Here is a 26,972-nt window from a genome sequence, read left to right as displayed (position 1 = left end):
CGTTGGAAACACCGTTTTAATGTAACGATAAATGTCTTTAGGTCAGAAGCTTACGGAATGAATACCAAACAGCAAACGATTCAAAAAGCAGTCTCGGTCTCGGGCGTTGGATTGCATACCGGCGTGGTGGCAACAATGACGTTCCTGCCCGCACCGCCCAACCACGGTTACAAATTTCAGCGCATTGATTTACCGGGTCAGCCGATTGTCGATGCCGATGTTGACAATGTAGTCGATCTCTCGCGTGGCACCACTCTGGAGCAAAACGGCGCCCGGATTCATACCGTCGAACACACCCTGGCGTCGCTCGTCGGGCTGCAACTCGACAATATTCTGATTCAGCTCGATGGACCCGAACCACCCATCATGGACGGCAGTTCGATCAAATTCATCGAAGCCCTGCAGGACGCCGGTATTGAAGAGCAGAATGCTTACCGCAACTACTTCGAAATCAACGAGTACGTTCATTTCAAAAATTCAGAAAAAGACATTGAGATCGCGGCTCTGCCGCTCAGCGATTACCGGCTCACCGTTATGGTGGACTATAATTCGCGGGTCATTACGAGTCAGCACGCGTTTCTGAACGACATCAGCCAGTTTTCATCGCAGATTGCCATGTGCCGCACCTTCGTGTTTTTGCACGAACTGGAAGCTCTTTACAAACAGGACCTGATCAAAGGTGGTGACCTGACCAACGCCATTGTGATTGTTGATCGGGATGTGCAGGAAGGCGAACTGGATTACCTGGCTGATCTGCTCAATAAACCCAAAGTCAGCGTTAACAAAAAGGAGGGCATTCTCAACAACCTCGATCTGCATTATCCAAACGAAATGGCGCGCCATAAGCTGCTGGATCTCGTGGGTGATCTGGCCCTTATCGGACGACCCATCAAGGCGCAGATTCTGGCCGCCCGGCCCGGTCATGCGGCTAACGTGGCTTTTGCGAAGAAAATTAAAAAACTGATGCAGAAGAACGCAGCCAACAACATTCCGACGTACGACCCCACCCAGGCGCCGGTGTACGATTTTCAGCGAATTGCCAGCCTCCTGCCCCACCGCTACCCGTTCCAGATGATCGACAAAATCATCGCTCTGGACGAAAACAGCGTAGTGGGTATTAAAAATGTGACGATGAATGAACAGTATTTCATGGGTCACTTTCCGGGCAACCCGGTGATGCCGGGCGTTCTGCAACTCGAGTCGATGGCCCAAACCGGCGGTATTCTGGTGCTCAGCACGGTTCCGGATCCGGAAAATTACTGGCCGTATCTGATCGGTATTGAAAACTGCCGCTTCCGCCGGAATGTCGTTCCGGGCGATACGGTTATTTTCCGGTGCGAATTTATCTCGCCCATGAAGCGGGGAATCGTCAAAATGTCTGGGCGGGGCTATGTGGCCGGACAGCTGGTCTGCGAAGCCGAAATGATCGCCAGTCTCGTCAGAAAAAAATAGGTTTACTGTTTAACGTTTAATGCAAAAACCGGCACCTCAAACGTTAAGCATCAAACGTTAGACGTTCAATAGAAAACCACACAGTTTGATGATTCAACCACTTGCATACATTCACCCGGATGCTAAAATTGCTCATAATGTTGTCATTGAGCCGTTCGCGATCATCCATAAAGATGTCGAAATAGGTGAAGGTACCTGGATTGGCTCCCATGCCGTCATTAACGAAGGAGCCCGCATCGGCAAAAATTGCCGGATTTATCCGGGTGGTGTTATCTCAGCGATTCCGCAGGACCTGAAGTTTAAAGGCGAATATACCTTAACATTTGTCGGTGACAATACGACCATCCGGGAGTACGCAACGGTGAGCCGCGGAACGGAAGAGCACCGCCGAACCGAAATTGGCAGCGGTTGCCTGATCATGGCCTATGCGCACGTTGCCCACGACTGCCGGATTGGCAACAACTGCATCATTGGCAATACCGTGCAGATGGCCGGGCACGTTTACCTCGGTGACTGGGCCATCATCAGCGCCTTCAGCGCCGTCCATCAGTTTGCTAAAATCGGCATCCACGCCTTTATTTCGGGCGGTTCACTGGTGCGGAAAGACGTGCCACCGTTCTCGAAAGCCGCCCGCGAACCAATCACCTATGCGGGAATCAACTCGGTGGGCCTGCGTCGACGCGGCTACACCAACGAGCAGATTAACCAGATTCAGGAAATTTACCGCTACATCTACCTGCGCGGTTTAAACAATGCCGAGGCCCTCACCCGCATCGACCTCGAACTGCCACCTTCCGACGAACGCGACGAAATTGTCAACTTCATCCGTAGTTCCGAACGCGGCATCATGAAAGGGCCCTCGGGCCGGGAAGTAGGCGAATAAAACTACAATATACATGATGAATTGTGAACGATGAAATTCCGTGTGGTAGCTCATCTAGAATTCATCATTCATTGTTCATCCTATTAATGAAAATTACCACCGAACGAATAGGCAAGCGTTTCCGGCGTGAATGGATTTTCCGGCACGTCGACCTGTCTTTGCAGGCTGGCACCAGCTACACGTTCGTCGGCCCTAACGGAAGCGGCAAATCAACCCTGCTGCAAACCCTGATGGGCGTTTTGCCCGCATCGGAAGGGACAATTCAGTATACCCATCAGGAAAAACCGGTTGAGGTGGACGACTGGTTTCGTCACGTCGTGATGGCCGCTCCCTATCTCGAACTGATCGAAGAATTGACCCTCCTCGAACTACTGACTTTTCACCAGTCGTTCAAACCCTTCAAGGATCAGCGCACCCCCGAGCAACTCTGCGAACTGATGCACCTCAGTCACGCCCGCCATAAAGAAGTCAAGGTTTTCTCGTCCGGCATGAAACAGCGGGTCAAACTGGGACTGGCGTTCTACTCCGAAGCAGCCCTGGTCATTCTCGACGAACCGACCTCCAACCTCGACAAGCAAGGCGTGGCCTGGTATCAGGAGCGCGTCCGGCAACTCTCCGACCAGCTTCTGCTCATTGGCTCCAACCAGCCCGACGAATACGATTTCTGCCCCAACGTTATTGATATCAGTCGCTGGAAATGATTTTCCCCACCCGGAAAATGCTTTCAATACGGTTTTTAAAGTCGATCAGCCCCGTATACGGTTGCAACTCTTTGCGTCGTTATGGAGTCATGGTAAGAAAGACAGGAGACGGTAGACCGGAGAAAAGTCCGGGTCGTTCCCAGAAAGTCCGATAAAGTCTTTTGCCGATCGGCTGTACTCTTTTGTCCCAAATAGCTATCTTGACAATCATTTGTGCTGTCGGTCTATGCGTCGAACTTTTACGGTTTTTCTTTTCTTTTTGCTTCTCAACCGGCCGGAATTTGCCTTTGCCGACTCGCCAGCAGCCAGCGCCGTCCGGTTTGTGCAGAACAAAGGCCAGTGGTCGCCCGAAGTGTTGTTTCGGGCCGAGTTGCCGGGCGGTTTTTTATTTCTGAAAAAGCAGTCGCTTCACTACGTGTTTTACGATACTGAAGCGCTGGACGTCATCCATTCGGGCCGGAATAAGCCGGCAGCCGCCCGAACCTCGGCCCCGCCCGAACGAACCGAACCGCTGGTCCGGGCCCACGGCGTCGAGGTGCACCTGGAAAACAGCGCATCCACGGCAACCCTTGAAAGCAAAAACCGGGTTTCTGAAAACCTGAATTATTTTCTGGGCAATGAATCCCGCCGTTGGGCCAGTTCCGTACCGGCTTTTGCCGAACTCGTTTACCACGACATTTATCCGGGCATTGATCTGCGGGTATTCGCGTATTACCAGACCCTGAAATACGAATTCCTGGTCAACCCCGGTGCCGATCCGTCGGTGATCCGGTTGCGGTATGAGGGGGCCAAAACCGTTCGGGCGGAAAAGGAGCAATTGGTGATCGAAACTTCTTTACTGCCGTTTCGGGAAGAAAAACCGTATTCCTTTACCGAAAAAAACGGCAAAACGACCGAAGTACCCTCGCAGTGGACGCTGGCCGATCAGACAGCCTCGTTTCGCTTTCCGAACGGTTTTGACCGGCAGCAAGCCCTCACCATCGACCCCACCCTGATTTTCTCGAGCTATTCCGGTTCGGTCAGCGACAACTGGGGCCACACGGCCACCTACGACAACGCCGGTAATCTGTACACCGCCGGAACGGTTTTCGGAACCAGTTTTGTACCGACCACCGGCGCGTTCCAGACGCGCTACGGCGCCGAAATCGACGTCGCCATCATGAAATTCAGTCCGGACGGGCGGCAGTTGCTGTATGCCGCCTACCTGGGTGGCTCTACCGGCGAAACTCCTCACAGCCTGATCGTTAACAGCAAAAATGAACTGCTGATTTATGGCGTAACGTCCTCCACCAACTTCCCAACGACGTCCTCGGCGTACAGCAAAAAATTCGCAGGCGGCACGCCCTACATTCCCATCGGAAATCAGCTGCCCGATCCCGGCAGCCTCTACGGTTCCATCTATTTCCGCAACGGAACGGATTTGTTTCTGGCCAAAATCAGCCCGGATGGCCGGGCCCTGCAAGCCAGCACCTACGTCGGCGGCTCGTCCAACGACGGGGTCAATTATGCGGATATGTTTCTGGGTATTTACAATTACGGCGACGATTTGCGGGGCGAAATCATGGTCGACAAAACCGACAATGTCTACGTGGCTACCGTTTCCTATTCGGCGGATTTTCCAATCACCACCAACGCTTCGCAGACGAAACTTCAGGGGCCGGCCGATGCGGTTTTGCTGCAACTGAATGCGGATTTGAGTCAGTTACGCTGGAGTACCTTTTTTGGAGGAAGCGGTTACGATGTAGCCTACGCCCTGCGGGTCGGCGCGTCGGGAGCCGTTTATGCCGTGGGCACCACCCGCAGCGCCGACTTACCCGCCACCGCCGGAGCGTATAAACCGCAATTGGGTGGGCAGGAAGACGGTTTTCTGGTTAAATTCACAAACAATCAGGTGGCGCGCAGCACCTATCTGGGAACCACCGCCAACGATGCGGCCTACCTGATCGACCTCGATCCGCAGGAAAATCCGCACGTTTTTGGCCTGACGCGGGGGCAATATCCGGTTTCCGACAGCGTGTACCAGAACGCCCGCAGCGGCCAGTTCATCCACGCCCTGGACCCGACGCTTGCTAAAACCGTCTTTTCGACCGTCATCGGCTCCGGCCGGACGTCGCCGGATATTTCGCCCACGGCTTTTCTGGTCAATGAGTGTGGCAATATTTATCTGTCGGGTTGGGGCGGGGCCGTCAACGTTCGGAATGGGAATGCTTCCAGCAGCACGCGCGGCCTGCCCATCACGCCCGATGCCTATCGCCGAACCACGGACGGCAACAATTACTGGCTGGCGTTGCTGGAACAGGGGGGCAAATCGCTGCTCTATGCCACGTATTTCGGCAGTGACAATCCGGAAGGGCGCGGGGACCACGTCGACGGCGGCACCAGCCGTTTCGACAAAAGCGGGGTGATTTATCATGCCGCCTGTGCCTGCGGGGGAACCCGGTTTCCGGCGACGGCGCAGGCCTGGTCGCAAACCAACAAAAGCCCGAACTGCAACAATGCCGCTTTTAAGTTCGACATTGACCGGTTGAAAGCTGCCTTTGATGCCTACGAAGGTACCAAAAAAGATGTGGTGGAAGGCTGCACACCGCTGACGCTCAACTTCGTGAACACCAGCGAGGGCGGGATAACCTACGCCTGGGACTTCGGCGGAACCGGCGCTTCCACCAATCCCGGTCAGGTCAGCCATACGTTTGAAAAACCGGGTGAATACACCGTCACGCTGACGGCGACGAATAAACTGACCTGCAAGCGGGTCGATGTGGCGCAGAAGCTCATCAAAGTGTATCCAGCCAATTTCAAGGTCAGCAACGACACCACCATTTGCGCCGGAAAACCGGTACAGCTGCTGGCGGAAGGCGGCAAAACCTACGAATGGTCGCCCGTTCAGACCATTACCAGCGCCACCGTGAACAATCCGGTGGTTAATCCGACCCAAACCACCACGTATACCGTCAAAATGACGAATGAAAACGGCTGTTCGACGCAGAGACAGGTGACGATCAAAACCGATGATTCGTTCAAACCCGTGGCTGAGGTACGGCTGAGTTCGGAATGTGGTCAGCCCATGAAGGTAGAACTGGTCAACACCACATCGGCGGCCGACGGTTTTCAGTGGGCCATGGGCAACGGCGACACGCTGAAGACCAATACGCCCGGCACGTACCAGTATGCGCAATCGGGCCAGTACCAGATCTCACTGACCAGTTACAAAAGCGGCTGTAGCCTGACGCTCAATCTGCCGGTTGAAATCGAAAACATGAGCATGGTGCCGAACGTGGTAACCGCCAACGGCGACGGCAAAAATGATGTGTTCGACATCGGTTTCGCGGGGGCCAGGATGGAGATCATGAACCGCTGGGGCAAGCTGATTTACCGCAGCGATAATTACCCCAACAACTGGGGTTCTGATGTTCCGAACGGTTTGTATTACTACCTGATTACGACGCAGCGCGGCACGAAATGCAAGGGATGGGTGGAGGTGATGGAATAAATTTTCTGGTTTATTTTTAGTCGGCCTCTGCTCCTATTCTGGTCCAGCTGTTCAATGAATCTTGTTTTTCGCTATTTTTGTTTAGCAACATCACTAAACTGCATCAGATTATGAAGCACTTAGCCACCTGGGCGCTCGCGCTGGGTCTTTCCTACGGCGCACTGGCGCAGGATAACGTCAGCTACCACGGCAAGAAAATTACGACCGACAATGCCGTTTCGACGACCGAACTGGCCGCTAAACTGGGCGATCAAAAAGCCATCGAAACGAAAGTAGAAGGTACCGTTGAGTCGGTCTGTCAGGTGAAAGGCTGCTGGATTCGCGTCAAAACCGCCGACAACCAGACCATGCTGGTGCGGTTCCGCGATTACGGTTTTTTTGTTCCGAAAGACATTGCCGGTAAAAACGTGGTGTTTGAAGGAACCGCCGAAACCAAAACGACTTCGGTGGCCGAACTCCGCCACTACGCCGAAGATGCGGGCAAAAGCAAGGAAGAAATCGCCAAAATCACCGAACCCGTCAAAGCCATTACCTTTATGGCCGATGGGGTAGTTGTGAAAAAATAAGGAGAAAGGGAGGACGGGAAGAGAGGATGAAAGAGCGAATTGGTTGTCCTCTCCTGCTTTCCCTCCCCTAGTTAAAATTTAAAATACTCCTTCGCATTGTTGTAACAGATGTTCTGAACGAGCTTGCCGATCCAGTCGATGTCGCTGGGGAGTTCGCCGTTTTCGACGTCCTTGCCGAAGATATTGCAGAGAATCCGGCGGAAATACTCGTGACGTGGGTACGACAGGAAACTGCGCGAATCGGTGAGCATCCCGACAAACCGGCTCAGCAGACCCATGTTCGACAAGGCGTTGATCTGCCGTTCCATACCGTCTTTCTGATCCAGAAACCACCAGCCCGAGCCAAACTGAATTTTGCCCGGCGTCGATCCGTCGTTGAAATTCCCGATCATGGTCGCCATGATTTCGTTGTCGCTCGGATTCAGGTTATACAGAATCGTTTTGGCCAGCTGATCGCGGTTGTCCAGCCCCCCCAGAAACCGGGCCAGCGGACGAGCCTGCTGGAAGTCGCCGATGCTATCCCAACCCGTATCCGGTCCGAGCGTCCGCAAAGCCCGCTGGTTGTTGTTCCGCAGCGCCCCCAGGTGAAACTGCTGCGTCCAGCCTTTTTCCCAATCCCATTCGGCAAACCGGTCGAGCATATACGACTTGAATTGCAGCTTTTCCGTTTCGCTCAGCGCCATGCCCGAAAGAAGTTTCTCAAAAACCGCCCGAACCGCCGATTCCGTATAGGCTTCCGCGTACACGGTTTCCAGTCCGTGATCCGACAGGCGGCAGCCCCTTTCGGCAAAATAATCGTGCCTCTGTTTCAGGCACGTCATGTACGTTTCGAGCGTCCGGATTTCTTCATTACAGACCTCCCCGACCCGCTTCACATACGCCTGAAAAACCGCCATGTCATCGACGGCCATCGCCTTGTCGGGCCGGAACGTGGGCAGCACCTTGATCTCAAAACCGTCGTCGGCAATTTTTTTATGATGCTCCAGCGAATCGGTCGGGTCGTCGGTTGTGCAGACGGTTTTGACGTTAAAATGACGCAGCAACGTCCGGGTTGACAAACCGGGCAACTGGCCCGTACAGGTACCATAAACCGACCGCGCCGTCTGGCCGTTCAGAATCGTTTCGACGCCAAACGGATTTTTCAATTCCATATGCGTCCAGTGGTAGAGCGGATTCCGCATCGTGTACGGCACGGTTTCGGCCCACTTCTGGAATTTCTCAAAATCCGACGCATCGCCGGTGCAATACTGTTCCGGAACGCCGTTGGTCCGCATCGCCCGCCATTTGTAATGGTCGCCGTACAGCCAGATTTGCGTCAGGTTTTCGAACGTTTTGTCGGCGGCAATCTGATCGGGCGGCAGGTGACAGTGGTAATCGATGATGGGCATCGCCTTGGCGTAGTCGTGGTAGAGCCGCCGGGCGGTATCGGTCTGAAGCAGAAAATCTTCGTCTAAAAAGGATTTAATCGGTTGGTCGACCAGCATGATCGTAATGGATTCGTTTAAATAGCAAAGACCGCCTAGCCGGCTTTTTACCCGTCGGTGCGGTTTCCGGTTTTTGTTTACCGTGGCTGAGGCCGGAAGAACAGGCTGTAGCTGCCACCGGAAACAAAAACCGGAAACCCGCTTAAAGACTCGAACGCTCAATGCCGAGCATCAAACCGCGTAGTTCGGCGAGGCCACGCAGCCGTCCGATGGCCGTGTACCCCGGATTCGTCCGTTTGCCGGTATTCAGATCATCGAGCATTTTGTGGCCGTGGTCGGGCCGGAACGGCATCCGGAAATTTTCGAGCCCTTCTTCTTCCCGACGGCGTTGTTCGCCGAGCAGGGCACTGACCACCCCAAACATGTCCACGTCGCCGTCGAGGTGGTTGGCTTCGTAAAAATTTCCTTCCTCATCCCGTTTCGTGGCCCGCAAATGAATAAAATGGATGCGGGAACCCAGCCGATCGACCATGCCCACCAGGTCATTGTCCGCCCGGACTCCGTACGAACCGGTACAGAAACACAGTCCGTTGGCCGAACTATCGACGGCATCCAGCAGCATTTTGGCATCGGCTTCCGTGCTGACCACGCGCGGCAAACCCAGAATCGGGTACGGCGGATCATCGGGGTGGATCGACAACCGGACGCCGGCATCCTGCGCTACGGGCGCAATCTCCCGCACAAATGCGTATAGATTTTCGCGTAACTCTTTGTCACCGACGTATTTATAGGCATCCAGCGTTTCCTGAAACTGCTCAACGGTGTAGCTCTCTTCCGAGCCCGGCAAACCGGCGATGATGTTGCGCTGCAACCGCAACGCGGCCGCTTCGTCCAGCGATTCATAGTGGTTGCGGGCTTTCAGGATTTGCTCAGGGGTATAGTGCGCTTCGGCGCCGGGCCGTTTGAGGATAAACAATTCAAAAGCCGCGAACGCTACGGCGTCAAACCGCAGGGCTGTTGACCCGTCCGGCATTTTGTAATCCAGATCGGTGCGCGTCCAGTCGAGCACCGGCATGAAATTGTAACAAACCGTATCGATGCCGCAGCGGCCCAGATTGACCAGTGATTCCTTGTAATTTTCGATGTAGTGCTGAAACCCTTCCGAGCGGGTTTTGATGGCGTCATGAACCGGAATACTCTCCACCACCGACCACGTCAGGCGATCTTCGCCGGGCGCAGCGGCTTCGATGAGGGATTTGCGCGCCTTGATTTCGTCGACCGCCCACACCTGCCCGTTCGGGATGTGGTGCAGCGCCGTAACAATGCCCGTGGCACCGGCTTGTTTGATATCAGCGAGACGAACGGGATCATTGGGGCCGAACCAGCGCCAGGTTTGTTCTAATGCCATTTTGAGTGTGAAATTTTGATAAAAAAGGAACGGAACCAGTGGCTCTACTCATTTCGGGATCCGGCCCGGCGAAGTACTGTTTTTTCGCGCTATTTCGGTAAGTTTGGCAAAACTTTGTCGGCCCAGACTTGCCTTAAACTTCCTTTACTGATGCCTGACCCATCTGGAAATTATCGCTGGCGCATTGTGCTGCTGTTGTTTTTTGCCACCACCATCAATTACATCGACCGGCAGGTGCTTTCGTTTACGATGATTGATGAAACGTTTCGGCAGGAAATGATGGGCAAACCCGCCGGTGAACCCCTGACGGAGAGCGATCTGGACCAGTTTAAAGTGCTCTACAGCTACATCGATACGGTTTTCAAGATAGCCTACGCCCTCGGTTTTCTGCTGACCGGCTGGCTCATCGACCGGGTCGGCACCAAACGCGGTTTTTCCATTTCGATCATCGTCTGGAGCATTGCGGGCGTGCTCAACGCCTTCATCGGTTCGCTGCGCGGCCTGAGCATGGTTCGCTTCATGCTGGGCATCGGCGAGGCCGGTAATTTCCCGTCGGCCATCAAATCGGTGGCCGAGTGGTTCCCCAAAAAGGAACGGTCGTTTGCCGCCGGTCTGTTCAACGCCGGTACCAACGTCGGCATCATTGCCACGGCCGCCCTGATTCCCTGGCTCACGCTCCAATTTGGCTGGCGGTTTTCGTTCATTGCCACGGGTCTGCTCGGTTTTCTGGTGCTGATCGCCTGGCTGAAAACCTACCACCGCCCGGAAGAACACCCGCGCGTCAGCCAGGCCGAATTGGCCTATATTCAACAGGATTACGAAGAAGAGATTCCGGAAGAAAAACTGTCGTGGTGGCGCTTGCTGGGCTTTCGGCAAACCTGGGCGTTCATCGTCGGCAAGTTCATGTGCGACCCCATCTGGTGGTTTTATCTGAGCTGGTTGCCCGATTTCTTCAACAGCAGCGAATCCCTCGACCAGCGTCTGGATCTGAAAAATGTCGGGTTGCCGTTTCTGGTCATTTACATCGTTTCCGACGGCGGCAGTGTGCTGTTTGGCTGGCTTTCCTCCAAGTTCATTCACATGGGCTGGTCGGCCAACCGGGCGCGAAAAATTACGATGCTGATCTGCGCCCTTTGCGTCATTCCAATATTTTTTGCCGCCCAAACCAGTAGTATTTACGTAGCCATTGCCTTAATTTCTTTGGCAACGGCGGCCCACCAGGGCTGGTCGGCCAACATTTACACCTTTGCCTCCGATCTGTTTCCCAAAAGCGCGGTGGCTTCGGTGACGGGCATTGGCGGCATGTTCGGCGCCATGGGCGGTATCTTGCTGGCGGCTGTCGCGGGTAATATCCGGGTCAATTTCGGCTATTTACCTTTGTTTATCATTGCCAGCTCGACCTACCTGATCGCGCTGGTGATCATCCATTTCCTTTCGCCCACCCTCGAACCGGTGACCAAGAAGGAATTGGAAAGTATTGGCGTTTAACAAAGCGAGGAGGAAAGGACGAGAGGAGGCAAGGGAGGAAGGATAACAAACCCTTCTCTCCTTTCCTTCTTTCCTCATCTCCTTCCATAATCCTTTATTCCTTGAAAAAAATAGTTACGTTCGGCGAGGTCATGATGCGACTGGCCCCGCCCGGTTTTGCCAAATTCAATCAGGCGCATTCCCTGAACGTCGTTTACGGCGGCACCGAAGCCAATGTGGCCGTTTCGCTGGCTTATTTCGGGTGCCAGGCTAGCCACGTCACCCGGTTTCCGGACCACGCCCTGGGCCATGCCGCAGCGTCAACGCTGCGGTTTCACGGTGTCGATACGTCCCGGATTACGTTCGGTGCCGGGCGACTGGGCCTGTATTTTCTGGAAACCGGGGCCGTGAGCCGCGCCAGTCAGATCATTTACGACCGCTACGATTCGGCATTTTCGCTCATTCAACCCGGCGATTTCGACTGGGAAGCCATTTTAACCGGGGCCGACTGGTTCCACTGGTCGGGCATCACGCCGGCGCTGTCGCAACAGGCCGCTGACTGCCTGCTGGACGCCATCCAGACGGCAAACCGGCTGGGCGTGAAGGTTTCGGGCGACATTTATTTTCGCAGCAATTTGTGGAAATATGGCAAAAAACCGCAGGACATTCTGCCTGATTTAACCGCCGGGTGCGACCTGGTGCTGGGCAATCAGCAAAACTTTGAGGAACTCTACGGCGTTAAAGCTGAAACGTTCGACGACGCCTGCCGGGGGATGCAGACCAAGTTTCCGCGAATCCGGTATTTTACCGATACAGAACGGCAATCCGTCAGTGCATCGCATAACCGGCTGACGGCCAAGATCTTCGACGGCACCACCATGTACTCGTCGGAAGTATACGACATCACCCACATCATCGACCGGATTGGTGGTGGCGACGCCTACCTGGCCGGTTTGATTTACGGCTTATTAAGCACCGATGATCCGCAGTATGCCGTTGAATTCGGTGCGGCTGCTTCGGCGCTGAAACACACCGTCGAAGGTGACGCAAACTTAGTGTCCGTTTCGGAAGTTGAAGCCTTGGTGGGCGGTGACAAGTCGGGGCGACTGAGAAGATAATTGTTTAAAACGATGCGTTATGAATGCCAAATGGTATTGCGTCAGCCCATTCATCATTCATGATCCATAATTCCAAAAATCCTGTGGCTCGTTTTTCAAGATTGGAAGTATACGAAACCATCCGGCGGGTGCCGGTGGTACCGGTTTTTTACCACGCCGACGCTGGGGTGTGTCGGGAAGTGCTGGGGGCCTGCTACCGGGCCGGCATCCGGGCATTCGAGTTTACAAACCGGGGTGATTTTGCCCACGAACTGTTCAATGAACTGGTCAAAACAGCCGCCCGTGATTTTCCGGATCTGATTCTGGGCGCCGGAACACTCGTGGAAGCCGCCACGGCCGCGCTGTATATCCAGTCGGGGGCGAACTTTATCGTTGGCCCGTCGTTTCACGAATCCATTGCCCGCACCTGCAACCGCCGGAAGGTGGCTTATATGCCCGGTTGTGCGACGCTGACCGAGATTTCAGCCGCGGAAGAACTGGGCGTGGAAGTGGTGAAAGTCTTTCCGGGCGACGCCTTGGGACCCGGTTTTGTCAAAGCCGTGAAAGGACCCATGCCGTGGACCAGCATGATGGTGACGGGTGGTGTCGAACCCACGAAAGAAAGCCTGGGCTCCTGGTTCAACGCGGGGGTGACGGCCGTCGGCATCGGCTCCCAATTGTTCCCGAAAGAAGTCCTGAGCAACCGGCAATTCGACCAGATCGAAGCCAAAGCCAAAGACGTGCTGGCCATTGTCGATTCGCTGCGCGGCCAATACTGAATGATGAACGATGGGTTATAAACGATGAATGGGCTGGCGTACGCAATTCATCGTTCATCATGCATCGATCATCATCCACTATTTAGGTTCAGTTGCGCTCAATGCGTTAAAGCCTTACATTTACACCTTACAAGAAATCCTGAATTCCGTCGAAATAACCGAGAAACGTCGTCCATCACCATGACAGCACTGAACCGTTCAACCCATTCGGCTCCCTCCCATCCTGAGCGCGTCCTCCAATTTGGCACGGGCGTTTTGCTGCGGGGATTGCCCGACTACCTGATTCATAAAGCCAACCAGCAGGGCGTATTTAACGGCAGCATCGTCGTTGTGAAATCAACCGGCGGAGCGACGGACGAATTTGCCGAACAGGATGGGTTGTATACGGTGGTGAACCGGGGCATTCAGAAAGGCCAGCTGGTGGATAAACACACGGTGGTGTCGGCCATTAGCCGGGTTCTTTCGGCGCAGGAAAACTGGAAAGCCGTGCTCGACGTGGCGAAAAAACCGTCCCTGCAAGTCATTATTTCCAACACGACCGAGGTGGGGATTCAGTATGTGGAAGAAAGCATTTTTCAGAATCCTCCGCAGTCGTATCCGGCAAAGCTGACGGCCTTTCTCTACGAACGGTTCAAGAATTTTGGCGGGGGCCGCAACAAAGGCCTGGTGGTGATACCGACCGAACTCATCACGGATAACGGGCTGAAACTCCGCGACATCGTCGAAAAAATCGCTCTGCACAACGAACTGGGCAAGCTGTTTATGAAGTGGCTGAAGTACCACGTTCGCTTCTGCAATTCGCTGGTCGACCGGATCGTTCCGGGAAAACCGGATGCCGAAACCCGTCAGCAACTGCAACAGGAACTCGGTTATGAGGACAAGCTGCTGATTATGGCCGAGCCCTATAGGCTGTGGGCGATTGAAGGTGACGACCGGGTTAAAAATGTGCTTACGTTCGCTAAGGCCGATGCCAATGTCATCATCGATGAAGACATTAATTTTTACCGCGAACGCAAACTTCGCGTGCTGAACGGCGGTCATACGATCAGCGTTCCGCTGGCTTACCTGCTCGGGCTCGAAACCGTCAACGAAATGATGCAGCACCCGCTGATGAGCCGGTTTGTGGAAGAAGTCATTACGCAGGAAATTGTGCCGACCCTGCCGGCCTGGATGATTCCGGAAGAAAACCCGGATGCGGTTCGCGAGTTTGCCGCCGATGTGCTCGACCGGTTTCGCAATCCCTACATCGAACACCTGCTGCTGAGCATTACCCTGCAGGAAACCCTGAAAATGAAAGCCCGCAACCTGCCGACGATTCAGCGATTTGTGGAACAGAACCAGCAGGTTCCGCAGCGCATGGCCCTCGGTTTTGCGGCTTATTTGCGGTTTATGAAAGCGGTGCGGTTTGAAGAAGGCGTCTACCTGGGCGAAGCAAGCACGCCAACCGGTGGCATCATTACCTACCCCATCAAAGACGATCACGCGGAATACTTCTACAAGTTGTGGCAGCAGGTCGATGTGCACGATGCGGCATCGGTCCGGAATTTTGTGCAGACTCTGTGTGCCGATACCATGCTGTGGGAAATGGATCTGAGCGCACTCAGCGGTTTTGCCGACGCCGTGGCCGAGCAGCTCACCAACCTGCTGACCCTGGGCGTCGAAGCCACCATTGAGCGGCAGGTAGCCACCGCCGAGTCTACGACCAGCGACTCAGAAATTGGTTGAAGGCATCTTTATGCTGATCGCTGACCGGAATGGTGGCCGACCCGATCTGGATCGTGTTCCGGGTAACGGCTTCAATTTTGTCCAGCGCAACGATGAACGAGCGGTGCACCCGCATAAACCGCCGGCCCGGCAGTTTATCCTCCAGCGCCTTTAGGCTCGTCAGCGACAAAACCGGCCGGGGCACCGCATCCGGGCGTTCTTTCCGCAAGTGCACTTTGACGTAATCTTTCAGCCCCTCGATGTAAAGAATGTCGTTGAAGGCGATTCGTACCAACTGGTATTCTACTTTCAGGAACAGATACTCTTCTTCCGGTTCGGGAACCGCCGGAGCCAGGGCCGCAGCGGGACGTTTCACCAGTTCAAAGTACGTTTTGGCTTTGCTGGCGGCCCGCAGAAACTCCTCGTAGTTGAACGGTTTGAGCAGGTAATCCAGCGCGTCGACTTTGTACCCTTCCAGGGCAAAATGGTTGAAGGCCGTCGTGAAAATGATGCGGGGTGTGTAACCGGTGGCGTTGCGTTCGAGCACCCGGGCCAGTTCCATCCCCGTCAGATCGGGCATTTGAATATCCAGAAACAACAGATCGACCGGGTGTTCGTGCAGCCCCTGCAAGGCTTCAACCGCACTGCTGTAACGGCCTAACAGGTTCAGAAAAGGCGTTTTGTCGATGAACGCGCACACGAGTCCGAGCGCCAGAGGTTCGTCATCAACCGCAATGCAGTTTAAGGTCATGCCAGATTCAGGTTCAGATGGACCAGATACTCATTAGCGGGCGTATCCTCCATCACCGACAGCTGGTACCGTTCGGGATAGAGCAGATCGAGCCGCCGGCGGGTATTGGTTAAACCGATGCCACTACCGACTTCGAGGGACTGGTTTTTTTCGGGGAAGATCGTATTTCTCACTTTCATTTCCAATTTCTCGCCTTCCTGATGGATGCTGATGACAATGCGGCTCGGCATCAGGGCACTGACCCCGTGTTTGAACGCATTTTCGACGAAGGGCAGCAACAACATCGGCGCTACCGGCACATCGCGCAGCGGCCGGGGCTGCTCGAGCGTTACACTGACCTTGTCCGTCAGCCGGAGTTGCATGAGTTGAATGTAATCCTGCACAAAGTCGATTTCCTTGCTCAGCATGGTGGTGTCGTTTCCGGTTTCGTACAACACATACCGCATCATCCGCGACAACCGGTGCAGAGCCTCGCGGGAGGCTTCGGCGTCGATCAGCGTCAGAGCGTAGATATTATTGAGCGTGTTGAAAAAGAAGTGAGGATTAATCTGCGCCTTCAGAAAGGAGAGTTCGGAGCTGACCCGGGCCTGTTCCAAGTCGAGCCGCAGCCGGGCATCCTCCTGCCATTTCTGAACCGACGCAATGCTGGTTCCAATCCCCAGCATGAGGAAGGTGGTCACCAGAATGGACTGACTCCAGCCCCAGACGTTCCGCGGTTTTCGCGGTCCGCCTTCCGGATGCCAGGCTTTGTGCATCAGTTCCGGCAAATTGAGCCAGTTATCGATATGAAAAAGCAGCACCACCACAAAAACAGCAGTAACAAACAGCGAAACAATGTATAAACTGGTTTGGTCCTTAAAAAGCAGGCGAGGCACCAGCACGATCGTGTTCAGGTAATAGGCACCGACCAGCAATCCAAAATAAAGGGCCTGTTTAACCCAGAACTGCGAAGGGGCCCTGATGTCCCAGTTCAGCGGCTGATAAACCAGCAAGGCAAAACCCAGTAAGCCCCAGGCCAGTATGTGAATCAGCACCGGTACACTACGACGTAACGTGAGTAAATTCATGGAATGCGTAGAATTGTGGGATACTACCAAGTTGAAGATATTTGGCAAGAAAGACAAAACAACCTGATTTCAGCGAAATCAGGTTGTCCAACTACCATCTCTATTAATAAAATCTATCGTATCGTCCGGCAACCATCGGCTTGATTGGGTCTGTCGAAGCGTTCATGAGCTCAATTGATTTACAATCATACGGGACAAACCCCAAACCATCCTCGCAGAATCGACAAATTGCCAGCTTGTCCCGACCAATGGCCGGTTTTTGCCTATTATCCCCTTTCCGCAAACCTTTACGAGCCAAAAACCGCCCTTTTGGGTGCTAATCGGTCAGATCCTGGCATTAATCGACGTCTCTAACTCCCTGGTATATCGCATTTTGTGGTCAATTTGAATTGGGATTGTTTTGTGTCAGTCAAACAGCCGGAACCGGCTATTCAGCAACCAACTACATTATTTATCTTACTCATTGATCATCATGAAAACCGCACTTGCTTCCTTCTTTTTCGCACTCGCCATCAGCGCATCGTCCGTTAGTCTGGCCGCCAACACCGGCGACAAAGCGCCGTTTCAATCATCCGTCGTGGCGTTCCCTTCGACCATGAAAGTGGATGTTGTCGTCGAGAATCCCAACAACGCCAACGTAACGATCCGGCTGGTCGATCACCTGGGCGTTGTTCAGGCTTCGCAAAAACTGAACAAACACGAAAAAGCACTCCGCACCCGCTTCGACATCAGCGAACTGGCGGATGGGGTCTATCAGGTTGTGGTCACTGACGGTGCCAGCACCCAGACGCAGGAGATTAACGTCAAAACCCAGGTGCCGGCGCCCACCACCTACCGCACGGTTTCAATCGGTTGATTACGAACGTTCCGGCACCGGTTTTCGAGCGGGTGCCGGAACAAAAACCGGTGGTGAATTCATCGGTAAAAAGATGCCATCCGACGACGTTTGCACCCTCTTGGTCTATTCCGTTTTCCAGAGTTCCCGCGCTAGTGTTGTTTTGTAACTTCAGTGCATAATGTAATCACACTCATGAACAAGTTTTCCTTCTCACTATTTTCAGTAGCATTCAGTCTGATCGCGTTCCAGACCTTCGCTCAGTTTCCGGGCGGTGGTGGACCGGGGGGCGGTTTTGGAGGCCGGGGACAAGGGCAGGGCCGGATGGGCCAACCAGGGCAACGCGGGGATCAACAGGAAAAAACATTTATTCCCGGTACAGCCGATGACGATAAACCACGCGGCAATGGCAAGATCAACGGCTACCTGATGGATTCGACGTCCAACCAACCCGTTGAATACGCAACAATTGCACTCCTCGATATTAATACCGGCAAACCGATCGACGGTACGACGGCCGACGGAAAAGGAAAGTTCAGCCTGACCCGGCTGGCTCCCGGCGACTATAAATTGCAGTACTCGTTTCTGGGTTACCAGAACAAGATCTCCAATGTGATCAAAATTGTAAAGGGGTCCGACATTAACATCGGCATCGTAAAATTATCGCAGGATGTCCGCACGCTGAACGAGGTGGTGGTGACGGGACAGGCCGCGCTGATCGAAGAGAAAGTGGACCGGCTGGTCTACAACGCCGAAAAAGATATTACCTCCAAAGGGGGCGATGCCGCCGATATCATGCGGAAAGTGCCGATGCTGTCCGTTGACCTGGATGGCAACGTCAGCCTGCGGGGTAGCAGCAACGTCCGGGTGTTGATCAACAACAAACCGTCGACAATCATCGCCAGCAGTGTTGCCGACGCCCTGAAACAGATTCCGGCCGACATGATCAAGTCGGTGGAAGTGATTACCAGCCCGTCGGCCAAATACGACGCCGAAGGGTCTGCCGGGATTATCAACATTGTTACCAAAAAGAACACCCTGCAGGGCGCAACGCTCAACATGGACGTCGGTACCGGAAACCGGAGTTCCAACCTGAACCTGAACGCCAGCTACCGTCAGGGCAAAATGGGTTTCAACCTGGGCGGTTTTGGCCGGGCCATGTACAACGTCAAAGGGGCCTTCAACAGCCAGCAAACGACCGTTGGGCAGATGGGAACCACCACAACCATTCAATCGGCGGATACCCGTCAGCACGGTATGTTCGGAAACTACCAACTGGGCTGGGATTACGACATCGACAAAAATACCTCGCTCACGGCCAGTGTTCGCTACGGCGTTCGGAACATGGTCAACTTCCAGGATAACCTGCAAACGCTGTCGTACCTCAACCTGCTGGCCAGCCGCTCGGGCCGGAATGTCGAAACCAAAAACCTGTCGGGCACGGTCGATGCGAACGTAAGTTATACCAAGACGTACAAAACGAATCAGGAACTGAGCATTCTGGGTTTGTACAGCCGCAACAACAACACGAACAATTTTGTAACCGAACTGCTCAACGGCACCGACATGCACACCATAACCGGTCGCCAGCGGAACGACAACCTGAGCTACAACCAGGAATCAACCCTGCAGGTCGATTACCAAACCCCGATCAAACGCACGCAACTGCTGGAGTTTGGCGGTAAAGGTATTTTCCGGAAAATGAACAGCGATTACCAGTTCTTTACGGCGGCTGGCGATAGCGAGAACTACCAACTGAGCCCGATCCAACCTTCCAACGGCCTGGACTACGATCAAAACATCACCTCGGTCTATGCGGCCTACACCCTGTCTACCAAAACCAAGTGGACGCTGAAAGCCGGTGGTCGTTACGAATACACCTTCATCAACGCCCGTTTTCAGAACAGCGAGCAGGGTGAAATTGAGCAGAACAGTGATTTGAGCAAAATCCCGAATTACGGTGTTTTTGTGCCGAGTGTTAACATTTCGAAAGGCATCAAAGGCGGCAAAATCATCAAGCTGGCCTACAACCGCCGGATTCAGCGGCCGGGTATCCAATCGCTGAACCCCAACCTGAACGCGGCCAACCCGCTCAACATTAGCCAGGGAAATCCGAATCTGTCGCCCGAATACACCGACAACGTCGAACTGGGGATGAGCGGCCAGATCAAGAAGTTCTACCTGAACACCACCCTGTTTGCGCGGATTACCGACAACTCGATTATGAGCGTTCGGGATACCATCACCTACAACGGACAACAGGCGGTTTTGAGCACGTCACAGAACATCGGAACCGAGCGCGCCTACGGGGTCAATGTCTTCACGAACGTGACGCTGTTCTCGATCTGGCAGATGGGGGGCGGTTTTGACCTCTACCACGCCTTCCTGACCAACAACAACGCCAGCGCCATCTACGGGGCTTCCAACTCGGGTTGGGTGCTGGGTGGCCGGCTGTTCACCAGCATCACGCTGAAAAACGGCTGGGGCATCCAGGGCTTCGGCGGGGGTCGCGGACGGCAGATCAACCTGCAGGGGTATCAGGGCAGCTTTGCGTTCTACAACCTCGGCGTGAAGAAAGACTTCAACAACAAGCGCGGCAGCATCGGAATTGGCGCGGAAAACTTCCTGAACCACCCGTTCAAAGTTCGCTCCGAAACGACCTCACCGCTGGTGTCGCAGCGCAGTGTCAACAGCATGTACAACGCCGGTGTCCGCGTAAACTTCTCCTATCGTCTGGGTAAAATGAGCATGGACGGCTCCGGTTTCAGCATCGGACGCCGGAAAAAATCCATCAACAACGATGACCAGAAAAGTGGTGGCGACGACAACGGCGGTGGTGGCCAGCAACAGCAATCACAACCAGCGGGTGGCAACTCCGGCGGCCGTCCCCGGCAAAAATAATACCTGATTATTCCGCCCGACAGGATTACAGCGTGGTTTTATTCTGTAATCCTGTTTACCTTTCCTAGCAAAAACCGTTCATAATAAACCAACCTCTCTATTCATGAAAACCAACCAAATTTTTGCCGGCTTACTAGCGTTCGTTCTCCTGGCCTCGACCCCGCTGACCATCATCGCCGGAACCAGCGGCCCCGGTAAACGGCCCGGCGCGGTCGTTGCCAAATCCGTAACGTACGCCGTTGATACCGAACAAAGTACCCTCATCTGGAATGCCAAAAAAGTAGGTGGAGAACACACCGGAAACATCAAGCTCACCAAAGGCGAGTTTGTTTTTGACGGCAAAAAATTAACGGCCGGCAACTTCACCGCCGACATGACGACGATTACCGAAAACAAAGGCAGCGAGCGCGTGGTGACGCACCTGAAAAATGACGACTTTTTTGCGGTCGACAAAAACCCGACGGCGACCTTCAAAATCACCAAGCTGGCCCCGATTTCCGGCGCGGCTGCGGGTCAGCCCAATTACAACGTCACCGGCGATCTGATGATTAAAGGCACCACCAAGCCAATCACGTTCCCGGCCGTTGTCAAGCAGGACGGCGAGAACGTGGAAGCCGTTGCGAAACTGACCGTCAACCGGCTGGAGTACGATATCAAATACCGGGCTGCGCTGATCGGCACGGCGGCCGACAAAATCATCGAAGACACCTTTTCGCTTGACCTGAAACTGGTCGGTAAAAAATCAAAACCGATGTAATCTGATTCAGACCTGGCAGGTTTTGAAACCTGCCAGGTCTCAGAACTTCTCTGCACCTTCCTGCTTACCAATTCAAAGTCATTCGTTGTTCAGCGGCTTCTCTGATTTCCTTACTTCCATACGTATCGAAACAACCGGAAAAGCTTTTGTAACAACGAATGACTTTTTCTGTAAATTAGTACACAACGAGTTCCGATCGGGGCTCTATTTTTATGATGAAGGATAAAAACCGTCTCTCCAGACCCTTTTCATTTTTGCTCAATGCGACGCTGGTGGCTGGGCTGGCTTCGTTTACCTGGCAGGACAATCCTGCCCATCAAAAACCGGACGAAAGCCGGTTTACGCCGGTCGTTGTGGCTGAAGGGCTGGACGAACCGATGGTGTTTGAAGTAGACAAGGACGGAAGGGTCTACATCATCGAGCGGAAGGGCGCTTTGAAAAAATACGATCCGGCTACCAAAACCGTCAACCTCATTGCCACCATTCCGGTCAACACCAAATACACCAGCGCCGAAGGCGTGTCGCGCGAAGCCGAAGAAGGGCTGATGGGCCTGACACTCGATCCGAATTTCGACAAAAACCATTGGGTATATCTCTATTACGCCCATCCGACCGAGAAAAAACACATTCTGACCCGCTGGAATCTGGTTGATGACAAGCTCGTTGAAGGCTCCGAAAAAGTGATGCTGGACGTGACAACGCAGCGCGAAGTCTGTTGCCATACCGGTGGCGGCATGACCTGGGACAAAACCGGGAATCTGTACCTGACCGTTGGTAATAATACCGGGAACCAGCAGGCGGCCCAAACCGACGAACGGCCCGGCCGCGCCAGTTGGGATGATCAGGGGCACGCCGGCAACACGAACGATTTGCGCGGCAAAATTCTGCGCATCCACCCCGAACCGGACGGTTCCTACACCATCCCCGACGGTAATCTGTACCCGAAAGGCACGGCCAAAACCCGCCCGGAAATCTATTCGATGGGCCACCGCAACCCCTGGCGAATTTCCATCGACAGCAAAACCGGTTTTCTGTACTGGGGCGAAGTGGGTCCGGATGCCAACGAAGACACCGAAATCGGACCGCGCGGCTACGACGAAATGAACCAGGGTCGAAAACCGGGTAACTTCGGCTGGCCCTGGTTTGTCGGCGACGATCAGGCGTTTCCGGTGTATGATTACGCCAACAATAAACCGCTGGCAAAAAAAGATCCGAAAAAACCGGTCAACAATTCGCCCAACAACACGGGTTTGACGGAGTTGCCGCCAGTAGCTCCTACTTTTATTTACTACCCGTACGGCGTTTCCGAGAAGTTTCCGCTGGTCGGCAGCGGCTCGCGTTCGGCCACCGGCGGCCCGGTTTACCACCGCTCCGATTTCAAAAATCCCAAGCGTCCGTGGCCGGCCTATTACGAAAACAAATGGATCACGACCGATTTTTCGCGCGGCTGGATCATGGCGATCACGATGGACGCCAATGGCGATTACCAGTCGATGGAACGCGTGTTGCCCAGCTACCGCCCGGTGGAGCCCATTGACATGAAATTCGGGCCGGACGGCGATATGTACGTACTGGAATACGGCAGCAACTGGTTCCGCAAAAGCGACAATTCGCGGCTCGTTCGGCTGGAGTACAACGGTGGAAACCGCAAACCGCTCGTTCAGGCGTCGGCCAGCAAAACCGGCGGCACGGTTCCGTTCAAAATTACCCTGTCGTCCGAAGGCAGCAAGGATTTCGACGGTGATGCCCTGAAATACTTCTGGAAAGTGGCGTCAGCGGGCGGGGCCGCCCGCACCTTCACGACCGCCAACCCGGCGGTTTCGTTTGACAAACCGGGCGTTTATACGGCCACCCTGACCGTCAGCGACCCGAAAGGAGCCAGCAACAGCCAGTCGGTCAAAATCATTGCGGGCAACGAACCACCCGCCGTGGCCGTGAACCTGACCGGTAACCAATCCTTTTTCTTTCCCGAAAAACCGATTCAGTACGCAGTTCAGGTGACGGACAAAGAAGACGGCAGCCTGGCCAAATCAAACGCGGCTTCGGGAATCAATCCGGCGCGGGTGGCCGTGAGCATCGATTACACCGCCCAGGGGTTTGATTATGCCGAAGTGATTCAGAGTCAGCGCAGTGTCGATGCTTCCACGCAATTTGCCGTGGCCCAGACGCTGATCGGGCAAAGCGATTGCAAGGTATGCCATCAGGTGGCGTCGAAATCCGTCGGGCCGTCGTTTCACGAGGTTGCGAACCGTTCCAAAGGCAAACCGGGCGAAACCGAACGTCTGATCAAGAAGATCATCAACGGCGGTGGCGGTGTCTGGGGTGAAGTGGCCATGCCCGCGCACCCGGCCATGCCGGTCGCCGATGCGGCAGTCCTTGTCAAATACATTCTGAACAGCACCGAAAAAACGCTGAGTACCCTGCCGGTTCAGGGCAGTTATACGGTTAAAATCCCGGAAGGCGACAACGGCAAAGGGGCGGTTTTGGTCCGGGCCGCTTACACCGACCGACCTGTGAAAGCCATTCCTTCTCAAACCTCGGAAAGTCAGATCATTCTGCGTAATCCGGAACTGAGCCCGGTCGATGCGGAGATTACCAAAGGCGTCGACATCAAGGCGCGCGGCATGGGGAACGGCGTCAGCCTGATGGCCTTTTCAAACGGGTACATTGGTTTTAAAAAGCTGGATCTGACTGATATTAAACAACTGGAACTGATGGCTGCGGCCCAGAAACGCGAAGGAGCCGTTGGCGGGACCATCGAAATCCGGCGGGATTCACCGACCGGCGAACTGCTCGGCCAGGTCACTGTTGAAGTCGCCCAACCCCGAACAGCCGCGCCCACGGCGACGGCCATTCAGAACGCGGGTGGCACGAACACCGGCACCACGGCGGCCAAAACACCGGCAACGCCCGCTCCGCCCCGCGCCCCGGTTTATCCGAAAGTCGATCTGAAAGAAACAAACGGCGTGCACGATGTGTACCTGGTGTTTAAAAACGATCGGGCCAAAGACATCGAGCCACTGCTGTCACTGGCGGGGGTTAAATTCAATCTGGAAAAGAAATAAACCCAAATTGTAAAATGATGAATGATGAATGATGAATGATGAATGTAAAAGTTCTGGATTGGAAAACACTTTTAAAATCATCATTCATCATTTATAATTCATCGTTCCTCTTTGTCGTATCAGCTAAAGGCCAGGTTGCCTTCCTTCAGCGCTTTTTTGTATTTTTCTTTATTGAAGCGAAAGAGAAAGGGTGACTTGAAAGCCCCGCCTTTTCGTTGTTCCTCCAGCTTTTCGATGATGCCCAGCGCCCGCATTTTCTTGGAAAAATTTCGGGGATCAAGCGGGCGGTTCAGAATGGTTTCGTAAAGTCGCTGCAATTCGGGCATCGTAAATTTCTCGGGCAGTAAATTGTAACCGACGGGTTGCCAGCTCAGTTGAACCCGCAGCGTTTTAAGCGCCACTTCGATGATGTGGTTGTGGTCGAACAACAGGGGTGGCAGGTTTTCGACGTCCCACCAGCGGCATTCGTCCGTCAGAAAATCGGCGGTGGGCGTCACCTTCGAAAAATCCACCAAGGCAAAATAACCGATGGAAACCGTCCGATTGGGCCACCGGCGCGTCGAGTTATCCGGCCAGTGGAGCTTTTTACTGATCTCTTCCCGGTCGTACCGGGCATTTTCGCCAAACGTGTGAAACTGCTGCAAAAAAAGTTCGTTGATGCCGGTTCGCTCTTTTAACGTACGCTGGGCCGCCACATCAACCGATTCTTCCTTGTAAATAAAACCGCCCGGCAAGCCCCACTCTTCCGTTTGTTTCCACCGCAACAGCAATACTTTTAATTGATTATTAAAAAAACCGAAGATTATACAGTCAATCGAAAGACCCGGCAAACACTTTTCGTCGGCTTCCGCAAAGAACGTTTCCAGTTGTTTTTTGTAATTCATAAGGAAAAAATAAAAAATCTGCTTTATGCATTAAGTACATATTCGATATTTATTTTTAATCGACGCTTTACTTCCGGCTCGCCCATGATCCCACAACTTCGGTTTTTCCTCTCACTGAATTGCATTTTTCTGATCTTCGCACCGCTCGTTTGGGCGCAGCAGGCCCACGTCAATTTAGACTGGAATCCGCACCAAAACACCCAAAATTTAAATCCGTTCGGCGCCAATGTCATTTCGCCCGATGTGGGCAACGACCGGATGGTCACCTTTCGGCTGAAAGCTCCGCAGGCCCGGGAGGTGCTGCTCACGGGCGGACCGATGTTGCTGGCGCTCAAGGCTGCCAAGCCGATTCCTTTCAAAAAAGAAACCGATACGCTCTGGACGCTGACGGTTGGGCCGGTCAAACCGGATGTTTACGTCTACAAATTTATCATCGACGGCGTGACGGTGGTCGATCCCAACAACACCCTGACCGGTTTTTCGGATCAGCCGGGCTACAGCCAGCTGGTGGTGCACGGCGACGGCCCGGCCTATTACGACGCCCGCAGCGTACCGCACGGCGCCGTCACCCGGCATATTTACCATTCCGACGTGCTGAATGGCGAACGGGAAATTTACGTTTACACCCCACCGGGTTACAATCCGAAGAAAAAATACCCGGTTTTATACTTGCTTGGCGGCAGCGGAGAGCTGGCTTCTACCTGGGCGCTGGACGGACGGGCGAACTTCATCGAGGACAATCTGATTGCCGAAGGAAAAGCCGTTCCAATGATCATTGCCATGCCGAACAACCAGGTCATTCACCGCAGTGATCCCCGGCATACGGAGCTGACGTTCAAGCTTTTTGAGGAAGAATTACGCAAGCAGATCGTTCCATTTGTCGACAAAAATTACAGCACCATTACCCGGCCGCAGGGTCGGGCGCTGGCGGGTTTGTCGATGGGCGGACGGCACACCCAACTGGTCGGATTTAATTGCCTGGATTTGTTCAGTTCGTTTGGTTGCCTGAGTTCCGGCGATCTGAACACCCAGCAGACCAGCGCGAAATTTCTGAACGATCCGGCCGTCAACCAGAAAGTCGATTATCTGTTTGTCGGACAGGGAACCGGCGAAGTAGCGACCATCGGTTTGCGCGCCGTGGCGCTGCACGACGCCCTGCAGAAGCACAACATCAGGCACGAATACTACGTCGGTGGCGACGGAGCCCACGACTGGGGAACCTGGCGTCATTTGCTGTATTACCGGTTTTTGCCGAATCTCTGGCGCAAAAAATAGGCCTCGAAAAACCGATCAACCGGGCCAGGTTTTGTTGCCGCGACCGTCAACGGAATAGCTGCCCGGGCCCACAAAAAAGATCGTCGCATAAATCAGGAAAAACAACAACGGCAGTTCTTTTTTGCCAAACGGATCGCTGGCGTGCGCAAAAAACGCAATAACTACCATATTGATCATCAGTACCAGCGCGGCCAGCCGGGTCTGAAAACCGAGGATCAGCAGCAGGGAGCACCCGAATTCGGCCAGCGTAGCCAGAATCAGCGAGGGCGCGCTACCAATGCCAATGGGGTCGCCAAATTGAAAATTACCGGCCAGGATTTTGGTGAATTTGGGCCAGCCGTGCGTCAGCATCAGGGCCGACACGCCCAGGCGCAACAGCAACAACACGGCATGAACCGTCGATGGGCTGGCTTTGGTTCCGAAGAGTGCTTTCATAGAAAGGTTGGATAGTTGGATACTAAACGAC

The 26,972-nt window shown here is 54.1% G+C and carries 20 protein-coding genes; 14 read left to right on the top strand and 6 right to left on the bottom strand.

The genetic code is table 11. The annotated features are described in order from the left end of the window. Nucleotides 1-57: 57 nt before the first annotated feature. From ACYVHX_RS27825 to ACYVHX_RS27805, 5 genes are all read left to right on the top strand, one after another. Nucleotides 58-1,452 carry a bifunctional UDP-3-O-[3-hydroxymyristoyl] N-acetylglucosamine deacetylase/3-hydroxyacyl-ACP dehydratase gene (locus tag ACYVHX_RS27825; RefSeq protein ID WP_460674985.1) on the top strand — a complete coding sequence of 465 codons (1,395 nt, stop codon included), beginning with the start codon at nucleotides 58-60 and terminating at the stop codon, nucleotides 1,450-1,452. An 88-nt stretch (nucleotides 1,453-1,540) separates the two neighbouring features. After that, nucleotides 1,541-2,335 carry an acyl-ACP--UDP-N-acetylglucosamine O-acyltransferase gene (gene lpxA, locus ACYVHX_RS27820; protein ID WP_460674984.1) on the top strand — a complete coding sequence of 265 codons (795 nt, stop codon included), beginning with the start codon at nucleotides 1,541-1,543 and terminating at the stop codon, nucleotides 2,333-2,335. 86 nt (nucleotides 2,336-2,421) lie between these two features. After that, a complete protein-coding gene (locus tag ACYVHX_RS27815) occupies nucleotides 2,422-3,036 on the top strand; it encodes an ABC transporter ATP-binding protein (RefSeq protein WP_460674983.1) in 615 nt (204 codons plus the stop codon). Between the two features lie 226 nt (nucleotides 3,037-3,262). After that, nucleotides 3,263-6,526 carry a DUF7948 domain-containing protein gene (locus tag ACYVHX_RS27810; protein ID WP_460674982.1) on the top strand — a complete coding sequence of 1,088 codons (3,264 nt, stop codon included), beginning with the start codon at nucleotides 3,263-3,265 and terminating at the stop codon, nucleotides 6,524-6,526. 110 nt (nucleotides 6,527-6,636) lie between these two features. Next, nucleotides 6,637-7,092 (top strand): DUF4920 domain-containing protein, encoded by a 456-nt coding sequence (locus ACYVHX_RS27805; protein ID WP_460674981.1) that lies wholly within the window; start codon nucleotides 6,637-6,639, stop codon nucleotides 7,090-7,092. Nucleotides 7,093-7,163: 71 nt separating this feature from the next. Here the strand turns inward: ACYVHX_RS27805 and uxaC are convergent, their stop codons facing one another. Further along, the gene (gene uxaC / locus ACYVHX_RS27800; RefSeq protein ID WP_460674980.1) at nucleotides 7,164-8,576 is read right to left on the bottom strand and encodes a glucuronate isomerase; all 1,413 of its coding nucleotides are present in this window, start codon (nucleotides 8,574-8,576) and stop codon (nucleotides 7,164-7,166) included. Between the two features lie 142 nt (nucleotides 8,577-8,718). Then, a complete protein-coding gene (gene uxuA / locus ACYVHX_RS27795) occupies nucleotides 8,719-9,924 on the bottom strand; it encodes a mannonate dehydratase (protein ID WP_460674979.1) in 1,206 nt (401 codons plus the stop codon). Between the two features lie 150 nt (nucleotides 9,925-10,074). On the opposite strand from uxuA, the gene ACYVHX_RS27790 reads away from it, so the two are divergent. The 4 genes from ACYVHX_RS27790 to ACYVHX_RS27775 all read left to right on the top strand — a co-directional run bounded on the left by ACYVHX_RS27790 (nucleotide 10,075) and on the right by ACYVHX_RS27775 (nucleotide 14,992). After that, complete coding sequence (locus ACYVHX_RS27790; RefSeq protein ID WP_460674978.1) at nucleotides 10,075-11,412, top strand: MFS transporter; 1,338 nt, start codon at nucleotides 10,075-10,077, stop codon at nucleotides 11,410-11,412. Nucleotides 11,413-11,513: 101 nt separating this feature from the next. Continuing rightward, on the top strand, nucleotides 11,514-12,509 hold the full coding sequence (locus ACYVHX_RS27785; protein WP_460674977.1) for a PfkB family carbohydrate kinase: 996 nt from the start codon (nucleotides 11,514-11,516) through the stop codon (nucleotides 12,507-12,509). A gap of 83 nt (nucleotides 12,510-12,592) precedes the next feature. After that, nucleotides 12,593-13,267 (top strand): bifunctional 4-hydroxy-2-oxoglutarate aldolase/2-dehydro-3-deoxy-phosphogluconate aldolase, encoded by a 675-nt coding sequence (locus tag ACYVHX_RS27780; RefSeq protein WP_460674976.1) that lies wholly within the window; start codon nucleotides 12,593-12,595, stop codon nucleotides 13,265-13,267. Nucleotides 13,268-13,447: 180 nt separating this feature from the next. Further along, nucleotides 13,448-14,992, top strand: a complete 1,545-nt coding sequence (locus tag ACYVHX_RS27775) for a tagaturonate reductase (protein WP_460674975.1) — start codon at nucleotides 13,448-13,450, stop codon at nucleotides 14,990-14,992. Here ACYVHX_RS27775 and ACYVHX_RS27770 read toward each other — a convergent pair. Both ACYVHX_RS27770 and ACYVHX_RS27765 read right to left on the bottom strand, forming a co-directional pair. After that, nucleotides 14,964-15,722, bottom strand: coding sequence for a LytR/AlgR family response regulator transcription factor (locus ACYVHX_RS27770; protein WP_460674974.1), 759 nt, complete (start codon nucleotides 15,720-15,722; stop codon nucleotides 14,964-14,966). The genes ACYVHX_RS27775 and ACYVHX_RS27770 overlap by 29 nt on opposite strands. Continuing rightward, entirely contained in the window at nucleotides 15,719-16,789 is a 1,071-nt protein-coding gene (locus tag ACYVHX_RS27765) for a sensor histidine kinase (protein ID WP_460674973.1), read from the bottom strand. Before ACYVHX_RS27765 ends, ACYVHX_RS27770 begins: the two co-directional genes overlap by 4 nt. 472 nt (nucleotides 16,790-17,261) lie before the next feature. On the opposite strand from ACYVHX_RS27765, the gene ACYVHX_RS27760 reads away from it, so the two are divergent. The 4 genes from ACYVHX_RS27760 to ACYVHX_RS27745 all read left to right on the top strand — a co-directional run bounded on the left by ACYVHX_RS27760 (nucleotide 17,262) and on the right by ACYVHX_RS27745 (nucleotide 24,347). After that, the gene (locus ACYVHX_RS27760; protein WP_460674972.1) at nucleotides 17,262-17,645 is read left to right on the top strand and encodes a T9SS type A sorting domain-containing protein; all 384 of its coding nucleotides are present in this window, start codon (nucleotides 17,262-17,264) and stop codon (nucleotides 17,643-17,645) included. A gap of 174 nt (nucleotides 17,646-17,819) precedes the next feature. Continuing rightward, on the top strand, nucleotides 17,820-20,525 hold the full coding sequence (locus ACYVHX_RS27755) for a TonB-dependent receptor (RefSeq protein ID WP_460674971.1): 2,706 nt from the start codon (nucleotides 17,820-17,822) through the stop codon (nucleotides 20,523-20,525). Between the two features lie 103 nt (nucleotides 20,526-20,628). Beyond that, nucleotides 20,629-21,282: a YceI family protein gene (locus ACYVHX_RS27750; protein WP_460674970.1), complete on the top strand. Its 654-nt coding sequence runs from the start codon at nucleotides 20,629-20,631 to the stop codon at nucleotides 21,280-21,282. 212 nt (nucleotides 21,283-21,494) lie between these two features. Beyond that, nucleotides 21,495-24,347, top strand: coding sequence for a PQQ-dependent sugar dehydrogenase (locus ACYVHX_RS27745; protein ID WP_460674969.1), 2,853 nt, complete (start codon nucleotides 21,495-21,497; stop codon nucleotides 24,345-24,347). 119 nt (nucleotides 24,348-24,466) lie between these two features. Here the strand turns inward: ACYVHX_RS27745 and ACYVHX_RS27740 are convergent, their stop codons facing one another. Next, on the bottom strand, nucleotides 24,467-25,231 hold the full coding sequence (locus ACYVHX_RS27740) for an NUDIX hydrolase (RefSeq protein ID WP_460674968.1): 765 nt from the start codon (nucleotides 25,229-25,231) through the stop codon (nucleotides 24,467-24,469). Between the two features lie 84 nt (nucleotides 25,232-25,315). Between ACYVHX_RS27740 and ACYVHX_RS27735 the strand changes: the two genes are divergently transcribed. After that, a complete protein-coding gene (locus ACYVHX_RS27735; RefSeq protein WP_460674967.1) occupies nucleotides 25,316-26,506 on the top strand; it encodes an alpha/beta hydrolase-fold protein in 1,191 nt (396 codons plus the stop codon). Nucleotides 26,507-26,521: 15 nt separating this feature from the next. On the opposite strand, the gene ACYVHX_RS27730 is transcribed toward ACYVHX_RS27735, so the two are convergent. Beyond that, nucleotides 26,522-26,941, bottom strand: coding sequence for a DoxX family protein (locus ACYVHX_RS27730; protein ID WP_460674966.1), 420 nt, complete (start codon nucleotides 26,939-26,941; stop codon nucleotides 26,522-26,524). Nucleotides 26,942-26,972: the final 31 nt, after the last annotated feature.

It is taken from the genome of Larkinella ripae (assembly GCF_054780775.1).
This window is presented reverse-complemented; position numbering and strand designations above follow the sequence as displayed.